General features: G+C 44.9%; 7 protein-coding genes and 1 pseudogene. 3 read left to right on the plus strand and 5 right to left on the minus strand.

Going from position 1 to position 7944, the window contains the following annotated elements; genetic code table 11:
* A pseudogene (locus tag A3763_RS28620) lies at positions 1-195 on the plus strand (IS3 family transposase); the annotation flags it as partial.
* Here A3763_RS28620 and A3763_RS11900 read toward each other — a convergent pair.
* The 3 genes from A3763_RS11900 to polA all read right to left on the minus strand — a co-directional run bounded on the left by A3763_RS11900 (position 192) and on the right by polA (position 4732).
* On the minus strand, positions 192-806 hold the full coding sequence (locus A3763_RS11900; RefSeq protein ID WP_068634284.1) for a hypothetical protein: 615 nt from the start codon (positions 804-806) through the stop codon (positions 192-194). The pseudogene A3763_RS28620 and the gene A3763_RS11900 overlap by 4 nt on opposite strands.
* Before the next feature lie 249 nt (positions 807-1055).
* Positions 1056-1997, minus strand: a complete 942-nt coding sequence (locus tag A3763_RS11905; RefSeq protein WP_068509230.1) for an acyl-CoA dehydrogenase family protein — start codon at positions 1995-1997, stop codon at positions 1056-1058.
* Entirely contained in the window at positions 1997-4732 is a 2736-nt protein-coding gene (gene polA, locus A3763_RS11910; protein WP_068509228.1) for a DNA polymerase I, read from the minus strand. The genes A3763_RS11905 and polA overlap by 1 nt, the downstream gene beginning before the upstream one ends.
* A 152-nt stretch (positions 4733-4884) precedes the next feature.
* Here polA and A3763_RS11915 point away from each other — a divergent pair, with 152 nt between their 5' ends.
* Both A3763_RS11915 and A3763_RS11920 read left to right on the plus strand, forming a co-directional pair.
* Positions 4885-5184 carry a DUF2782 domain-containing protein gene (locus A3763_RS11915; RefSeq protein WP_068509226.1) on the plus strand — a complete coding sequence of 100 codons (300 nt, stop codon included), beginning with the start codon at positions 4885-4887 and terminating at the stop codon, positions 5182-5184.
* A 167-nt stretch (positions 5185-5351) separates the two neighbouring features.
* Complete coding sequence (locus A3763_RS11920) at positions 5352-5696, plus strand: hypothetical protein (protein ID WP_068509224.1); 345 nt, start codon at positions 5352-5354, stop codon at positions 5694-5696.
* A 136-nt stretch (positions 5697-5832) separates the two neighbouring features.
* Here the strand turns inward: A3763_RS11920 and A3763_RS11925 are convergent, their stop codons facing one another.
* Together A3763_RS11925 and speB are read right to left on the minus strand one after the other, a co-directional pair.
* Positions 5833-6789 (minus strand): alpha/beta fold hydrolase, encoded by a 957-nt coding sequence (locus tag A3763_RS11925; protein ID WP_082865344.1) that lies wholly within the window; start codon positions 6787-6789, stop codon positions 5833-5835.
* Positions 6790-6938: 149 nt separating this feature from the next.
* Complete coding sequence (speB, locus tag A3763_RS11930) at positions 6939-7844, minus strand: agmatinase (RefSeq protein WP_068509222.1); 906 nt, start codon at positions 7842-7844, stop codon at positions 6939-6941.
* Positions 7845-7944 lie beyond the last annotated feature (100 nt).

The raw sequence follows: 7944 nt of genomic DNA on the forward strand, positions 1-7944 counted from the left end.
CGGCATAGTCGAATTAACTTTGTTACCCCAGAGCAAAGGCACTTAGGTCTGGATGAAGAAATATTATCGAAGAGGGATGAGCTTTATCGCAAGATGAAAAGAAAGAACCAAATAAGGTGGTCAAAAGCTACGCGGAACTGGGAGAAAGTGGGTGACGTTAAGTTGAACCCGGAGAAGGAAAAACAAGCAGCTTAAATGCTCAGGCGACAACTACCTTGAAAAACGCCGTGAGCCGCGGCTATTGGAAGCGCGCTCACTAGTTCAGCCGGTGTTGCAGTGCCGTCACCTAAACCCGGGTCAGTAATTTCATCGCCATCACGGTCAGCCCAAGGGCCGGTATCGACATCGGCATTACGAATCGCCAAGTCAACCGCCATGGTTGTAAGAGGTGTGCCATAGATTTGCTCGCCATTATCAAGAAGTGCTTGGGTAATAACGGTTCGCATTTCGGAAATAACGGGTGCCTGCCCCGTTAGAATATCAGTCGTATTTTCGTCTGATGTAAACTCCAGAATATAAGGAGGCTCAATTGGTGTTGGCAGCACCAGGTCAATAATCTGTGCTTGTTCATTAGTTGAGCCCGGTTCACCTACTATTGCACCTTTAAAGTCTTCTGCTGTGGTATCAACCGTATAGACAGTAACAATTGCATTAACTAGAGGCCCTTTAATACCACCGCCTGTCAGACTAACCGCCTCCGGCTCATCACTGCCCCCAGATCCCCCTCCACTACTGCCCCCATTACAAGCGGCTAAACTTAAGCAACAAAGCGTTAGTAAGAGTTTATTCAGATCGGAAAGGCGCATGATGTTTCCTCATTTCTATGAGCTATTGACGCTACCTTCCGCCCGGAAAATAGCGTTAATTTTTATTATTCAGACCTTTTAAGATAGTAAAGATTTTTGTGTGCGCCAGCTCACAAAACGTTCAAAGTGGGTATTTTTTAGACTTAGGAGAAAATAATTTTTGAGGGCAGATTCAAGTTATTGATACAAGTTCTTTTATTTCAATAATCTACTGATAAAGGAAGCTCATGAAAGGCACATAAAATATTTTTAGCTCAGGATATCTTCCCAAGCTTTTCGAGTTCTCGTTTCAAGGGCCTTACCCGCCACTTTCAAAAGGCGGCTATCACGCTGCCAATTTTGGTATTTTTGAGGATTACTCTGTTCGAACAAAGTATTCGTTGCAGCGATTAGTTCATTCAGCTGTGAGCGACAAGCAGACAAGGCAATATGTGCCGCAGAAGAATCTAGTTGCATGGCATTCACTTCTCGCAGTGACAGTATTAGCGCGATATGTTTTTCAATTGCGCCTTGCCCCCAATCTGAAGCAATGGCTTCGGCCATACGGTTAGCGGCAATCGCGGCACACACATGCAAGTCTTCATAAGTGCGAAAGGCCTTTACATATTGAAGGTAGCCATCCCCCTGCAAGATATAACTTTCCTTGATAGCGACTCGGTCAAGAATGACTTTTCCGTGGCTGATTTCAGGCACAAAACCGAGAGACGGCATCTCCTGAATCGCAATTCCTTCAAGCTGCGTATTTAAGGCGATAACTTTAATCAGAGGGCGGCCCGACAAATCAAGGCCATCTCCTCTACGCTCATCTCGGCAAGCAACGTAAATCATGCCGGCATCTTCGGCTCCCGAAACGAAAGACTTCTCTCCTGAGAGATAGAGCTGCGCCTTTTCTGTATAAAGCCGGGCATTAATAGCACGAGGGTGATTTCCTCCTGCTTCCGTCACACACACCGAAGCCAGTAGGGCTTCCTCCAAACCAAAAAGCGCTTCGATAGCAGACTGGTATGCACCTGCAAAAGCAAAACCGACACTGGCACTCATTCTGCCTGCTAGTATCGCCCGATCAATCGAGTTGGAAAAGCTGCCTGTAGCTTGTTTGAAATGAGCAAACCATTCTGACATCGGCATCGCCTGCCAAAGCTTTGTATCGTTCTTAAGCAACGATTCAAGTATGCGTTGGGAGTCACTCATTAATGCGCCTGATCCCAATTGTCACCTACTTCAGCCTCAACAATAAGCGGAACATCAAGATCTGCGGCAGACATCATATTTTCAATCAGTAAAGCTTTGACACCTTCAACCTGGCCCTCAGCGACTTCAACCACCAATTCATCATGCACCTGCATAATCATTTTTGCGTCAAGACCAGCACCTTCAAGTGCGGCATCGACCTTTATCATCGCCTTTTTGATAATATCTGCCGCCGTACCTTGCATTGGTGCATTAATCGCCGTCCGCTCTGCTGCTTGCTGAAGCATTTTATTTCGAGCATTTATCTCAGGAAGATATAAACGACGACCAAAAACGGTTTCGACATAACCATCATCATGTGCTTGAGCCCGGATTCTATCCATGTACTCAAGTACACCTGGGTAACGTTCGAAATAACGATCAATATATTGCGCTGCTTCTTTTCGAGATACATTGATTTGCTTCGCCAAACCAAATGCCGACATACCGTAAATCAAACCAAAGTTAATGGCTTTGGCTTTGCGGCGCTGATCAGCACTCACCTCTTCAACAGAAACATCGAAGACTTCTGCAGCAGTCGCACGGTGTACGTCTTCTCCTTGAGCAAATGCCTCCAACAAGCCCTTATCTTGAGACAAGTGCGCCATAATTCTCAGTTCTATTTGCGAATAGTCGGCTGCGATAAGCTTATAACCGTCGGGTGCAACAAAAGCCTGACGAATCTTTCGACCTTCGGTGCTTCGAATCGGAATATTCTGCAAGTTCGGATCACTAGAAGATAAACGCCCTGTCGCGGTGACAGCCTGATGATAAGAAGTATGAATTCTCCCTGTTCCCGGATTAATCAACTGCGGAAGTTTATCGGTATAAGTCGACTTGAGTTTTGCCAGACTACGGTGCTCAAGAATTAACTTAGGCAGCGGGTAGTCAAGTGCTAATTCCTGTAAGACCGGCTCGGCGGTTGAAGGTTGACCCTTGGGCGTCTTCTTGATGATCGGCAACCCTAGTTTCTCAAAGAATATCGCTTGCAACTGTTTTGGTGAACTTAAGTTGAACTCTTCACCCGCCAAGTCATAAGCTTCACGCTCTAGCTCAACAATTCGTTCGGCTAATTCCTGACTCTGCTGCCCTAGAATATGAGCGTCAACCACCGCACCTGTGCGTTCTATTTTTGACAGAATCGACAACAGAGGCTTATCTATTTCATGATAAACCTTCGCCAGCCCTTCAATCTTTTCTAATTGCGGATAGATTGCATGGTGAAGCGCCAAAGTAATCTCGGCATCTTCTGCGGCATAAGGCCCGGCTTGCTCTAGAGCTATTTGGTTGAAGGTAAGCTGTTTGGCTCCCTTCCCGGCGATATCTTCAAAGTGGATGGTTTTTCTGCCCAAGTACTTCTCGGCCAGAGTATCCATGTCGTGACGACTTCCCGTGGAGTTCAGCACATAAGATTCAATCATCGTATCGTGCGCAATACCTTGAAGCTCAATACCATGATTGGCCAATACACTTTTATCGTATTTCAGGTTTTGGCCAACTTTAAGCTGCTCACTACTCTCCAGAAGTGGCTTTAGTTGATCAAGTACCCAATCTTTATCTAACTGCTCGGGCGCATCCAAGTAATCATGACAAAAAGGCACATAAGCTGCTTCCTCTGCATTACAGGCGAAGGAAACACCTACCACCTCGGCTTCCATATAGTTGAGGCTGGTGGTCTCGGTATCAAAAGCAAATAAGTCCGCCGACTTAAGTTTGTTAAACCAAAGCGCAAACGCATCTTTGTCAAGAATAGTCTGGTAGTCGCAATTATGCTCAACTACCGGCTCTTCTGCTTGTTCCGCATCATCTCCCGCACTGTTCAAGGCTCTTTCTTGGGCAGTGACCCAAGACCGGAATTCATACTCGCTAAATAGTGCTAACAATCGTCGGTGGTCAGTTTCTTTGTGGCTGATATCCTCTAGCGCTTCCGGCAAATCTATTTCAGTTTTGATCGTTGCCAACTCATAAGACATCGGTAGAAACGATAAGCTATCACGCAGGTTCTCGCCAACTTTACCTTTCACCTCATCGGCACTATCAATAACACCCTGCATGCTACCATAAGCCGTTAACCACTTTACCGCCGTCTTCGGGCCACACTTCGGCACGCCGGGAATATTATCAACCGAATCGCCAACCAAAGCTAAGTAGTCAATGATCTGATCAGGGCGAACGCCGAACTTATCTTCGACGCCTTGAATATCCATTTTGGTATCGGTCATGGTATTGATCAGCGTCACATGCTCTGTCACTAACTGAGCCATATCCTTATCGCCAGTTGAGATCACCACATCGATCTTCTTTTGCGTTGCCTGATGCGCCAAGGCACCAATCACATCATCCGCTTCGACATCAGGAATGATGAGTAAAGGCAAACCCATTGCTTCAATGATCTCGTGAATCGGCGCGATCTGAGAACGTAAATCATCAGGCATCGGTGGACGATTCGCTTTATAGTCAGGGTAAATTTCATGACGAAAGTTCTTACCTTTAGCGTCAAAAACCACAATTACTTTAGAGCCTGGATAGTCGGTTTCCAGCCTTCTAAGCATGCTGATCACACCTTTAATTGCTCCGGTTGGCTGGCCTTTAGAATTAACTAAAGGAGGTAAACCATGAAAAGCCCGGAATAAATAAGATGATCCATCCACCAAAACGGTAGGAAGTGTTTGAGATTGCTCGGTATTTGTTGTCATAAATTGCGTATCTATAATTGTTTAGATGCTGGTAAGAGCTGGGTTTTGAAATTAAAAGTCCGGTGAGTAATCACTGGCACAGTGGTATAGTAAGAAAAAACGACAATACAGAACAGATATTTTTATTCGTCAACGCTCATACAGGAGTTCATATGCGAAAGATATTACGCCCAACTTTATTAGTAACTCTACTCGCAACTCAAGCCAGCATGTTCGCTATAACATCCGCACATGCAGAGGAATCTATTCAGCCTGCTGAGCCTGAGATCGTTATTCGCAATGAGGATAACAAAACTTTTTACGAATATCGTGTGAATGGCGTTCTAAAAGAAATTAAAGTCGTTCCAAAGATTGGCCCTACTTATTATTTAGTGCCTCAGGATGGCAATGCCTGGATCCGCGAAGATCGCTCACAAGTCCTTGTGCCTAGCTGGGTATTGTTCGAGTGGTAGCACTTCCCTCTTAACGTCCTCCTTGCCAAGCCCAACAATTTATTTGCGTTAATACCTTTGCTTAGTATGAATATTCTAATTTATCAGCGTATCGTTGGTGGTGAATTAAGAATTTGTGGAAATTAAATCCACAGCGCTGAGATACTTACAGAGAAAAGGATACTATCATGGGCACTATCAAATCTTACCAAGAGCAAGTTCAAGACATCGTTGAAAAAGCAATCGCTACTGTTGAAGAGCAGCACAAAGCACTTGCAGCTGCATCTTTCGAGTACATCGAAAAGCTATACAAGCTAGACACTGTAAAAGCTAAGCACGACGAAGTTTCTGACATCGCTTATAGCAAAGCACGTGAAGTAAACAAGATCGTTGCTGACTACGCTTCAGACATCATCTCTAAAATCGAGAAAGAAGAAGCAGCTCCAGCAAAGAAGGCACCAGCTAAAAAAGCAGCAGCTAAAAAAGCACCAGCTAAAAAAGCAGCACCAAAGAAAGAAGCTGAAACAGCTTAGCTTACTCTAGAGTTTTAAAAACAACGCTGCTATACCAACCCCTTTAGCAGCGAAGTTTCACCCGCCCTGTTTATCAGATACTAATCTAATTAAACTTGGTGGGTATTTTTTTGCCTCAAAATCCAGGCAGCAAATTTCAACGCTGCTTTGCAAGATGGCCAAGAATATGGCGAGATAACTCTTCGTATTTTTCTTGAATAACCCAGTGGCCCGCTTCCATCTCAATAACCTCATACTCAGCACTAACCAAGTCACGCGTACCCACAACCCCCGAGCGCTTTAACGCTACATCCTGATTACCCCATATAAAAGTCGTTGGTACATCAACTTGTCCAATGTTTAAACCGACATCAAATGCTGGAAAGTTTGCGCGATACCAGTTTAAAGCGCTCGTTAGTGCATGCTCTTGTTTGAGGATATTTAAGTAGTGTTCAGTTTCTGCATCCTCATGACTAGTCCAAACAGCTCGCAATTTTTCATAATCATTTTGAGCTAAGACATATTCGGGTATGGTCTTTTTCTGAAAGAAGCGAATATAGTCACTTGATTCGTATTGATCCGGATCTTCTCTGTAGGCCTTTCCGAAAGAATCAATATGAGGCACTGAAATAGCCACATAACTGATCACACGATCGGGATAGTCAGCCGCGAGCTTCCAACCCACACCAGCACCCCAATCATGGCCCACTAAGTGAAATTTCTTTATCCCTAGATTATCAGCAATCTGTAACACATCAGAAACCAGGTAATCTAATTCATACGACTTAAGCTCGCCAGGTCTAGCGTCTGAACTATAGCCACGCTGGTTGGGGGCAATAGCGTAGTAATCTTTGGTCGCAAGCTCATCCATAAGCTTATCCCACATAACCGCAGACTCAGGAAAGCCATGAAGTAATATAACCGGCGTATTTACCTTATCGCCACGAACATTTACCGAGAATTTCATGCCATTGGCATCGACTGTTAAATAGCCTTCAGGGTCCCACTTTGGCAGGTCACCTTTAGCAAGGCGCTTTACATACAAGAAGCTTACACTGACAACACATATCAGCAGACCCAAAACAGTTAGCGCGGCTTTTTTTCTAATTCTCATAATCAACCTATCTTAAGGAACTCATATAACCTTACCCACAAAGAACAAACACTCTGTGAGATGGACATTTATTTGGTCAGTTAGAGTAATGCCAATTCAGACTTAAAGAGAGCCACAATAATGAGAAATGAATCTTACCGGTGGGTAAATTACCTAGATTGAAGCCTTTCAATAATGCCCATCATTTTATATGTCAGGAGTGCTGCCGAAAATTCGTAAGCATGAAAGCCTTTGATTGGTGCGAACTCGGTAATATCGAAACCGATGATTTCGCATTGTTTTGCGACTGACTCAAATAAGGACAATGTTTGATACCAGCCAAGCCCACCTGGCACGGGCGTGCCTGTTGAGGGAAATACGGAAGGGTCCATGCCATCAATGTCTAGCGTAAAGAACACTTTGCTCGGGAAGTTATCAGGCAAATCTATTTTTTGGATATTTTGGGGCACTAAAATGTCCGCATCGATATGACGTACACCGTGTGCTTTGCGAGTCCGCATTTCTTCTTCGCAGTACGCGCGAATACCCAGCTGAAATAAAGGGACACCCAAATCAACGATGCGTTTCATTACGGAGGCGTGGCTATACGGGTTGCCTTCGTACGCTTCGCGCAAGTCGGCATGGGCATCGATTTGCACCACACCAAAGTCATCTATGCCAGCATCCAGAAGCCCTTTAATAATGCCATAGGTCACCGTATGTTCGCCGCCTAAGCCAATAGGGAAACCACCGCGCTCAATTATATTTGTTGTGGCAAGTGCGATGTTTGCAATGACTTGCTCTGCACTTCCTGCCATGTCGACAGGAGGGTGAGTATAAATACCTTTCGTACTAGGATTACTTGTACCGTCCCAAGTTTCAAGCTGCCAGGAAGCTTCTAAAATAGCCGCTGGACCTAAGCCTGTGCCGCCGCCGTAAGAAACAGACTCCTCATAGGGTATGGGCAAAATATGAAAAAAGGCGTCTTCAGGTTTAGGGTGTTTAAACTCTGAACCTAAAAAAATGGGATAGCCAGGCGCTGCGAGTTGGTCAAATTCGTTTGTGTCTAAATCCATGCTCTATGCCCCTTATGATAAACGGTTTTTGAAGTCGTCATAGCCGAACTCTTTGACTATTCGAAGCGTATCAGTTTCTGAATTCCAGATCGCGATAGCC

Source organism: Oleiphilus sp. HI0128 (assembly GCF_001635365.1).